Consider the following 1240-nt stretch of genomic DNA (forward strand, 5'->3'; position numbering starts at 1 on the left):
CTCGGCGCAAGCCGCCGCGATCTGCTCCTGCAGGGGCGTCGGCGGGTCATCGACCGCGAGCACGGCGGGCGGCACAAGTTCGGAAGCGTCGAGGTGATCCCGCAGGAGCCTGAGCCGATCCGGCGCGAGCGCCCGAAACACCAGACCGGCGGCAAGCGCCGCGCGGCGGCTTGAGGGAGGGCGCCATGGATCACCTCGACGCTTCCGAACTTGGCTGCACGGTGAGGGTATCGTCCAGCGCCGTCGAGCCGGCGACGTGGGCGGCGTGCGCGGTCAGGGTCCCGCCGACCTGCTGGCCGTCGACCGAGACCGTGTACTGCGCGTCGCCCTTGTAGGCGTCCTCGCTGAGCTTCAGCACCAGCTTGTCCGGGCCGGTGCCCACCGTGGTCGTCGCCGGGGCGCCGGTGCTCGCAGCCGTTCCCGGGACGGCGAATTGCTGGGGCCCGGGGTTGAGGAAGGTCAGGCTGCTGTTGGCCACGGCGGCGCCGTTGTAGCTGGCCGCGTCCACGTACAGGTTGCGGTCGTTGCCCGGGCCGTCATAGGCGTCGTTGAGGAAGTTGACGCTGACCGTGTGCGGCCCGGCGCCGAAATTGCCCTGCACGGTGAGGGTATCGTCCAGCGCCGTCGAGCCGGCGACGTGGGCGGCGTGCGCGGTCAGGGTCCCGCCGACCTGCTGGCCGTCGACCGAGACCGTGTACTGGGCGTCGCCCTTGTAGGCGTCCTCGCTGAGCTTCAGCACCAGCTTGTCCGGGCCGGTGCCCACCGTGGTCGTCGCCGGGGCGCCGGTGCTCGCAGCCGTTCCCGGGACGGCGAATTGCTGGGGCCCGGGGCTGAGGAAGGTCAGGCTGCTGTTGGCCACGGCGGCGGCGTTGTAGCTGGCCGCGTCCACGTACAGGTTGCGGTCGTTGCCCGGGCGGTCATAGGCGTCGTTGAGGAAGTTGACGCTGACCGTGTGCGGCCCGGCGCCGAAATTGCCCTGAACTGTGAGCGTGTCGGCCAGCGCCGTCGAGACGGGGACGTGGGCGGCGTGCGCGGTCAGGGTGCCGCCGACCTGCTGGCCGTCGACCGAGACCGTGTACTGCGCGTCGCCCTTGTAGGCGTCCTCGCTGAGCTTCAGCACCAGCTTGTCCGGGCCGGTGCCCACCGTGGTCGCCACTGGAGCACTGTTGCCCGGCGCGTTCGTGCTGGATCCGGTCGCGCCAGACACCTGAATGATCAACGGATGGTCTGCGACGGACAG

The 1240-nt window shown here is 70.9% G+C and carries 1 protein-coding gene; it reads right to left on the reverse strand.

Translation table 11 applies throughout. The features are described 5' to 3' along the window. Nucleotides 1-190 precede the first annotated feature (190 nt). The coding region (locus MKK84_RS34605) for a carbohydrate-binding domain-containing protein (RefSeq protein WP_279599889.1) at nucleotides 191-1240 on the reverse strand (1050 nt) is incomplete at its 5' end.

This window comes from Methylobacterium sp. E-065 (assembly GCF_022829605.1).
Lineage (GTDB): Bacteria > Pseudomonadota > Alphaproteobacteria > Rhizobiales > Beijerinckiaceae > Methylobacterium.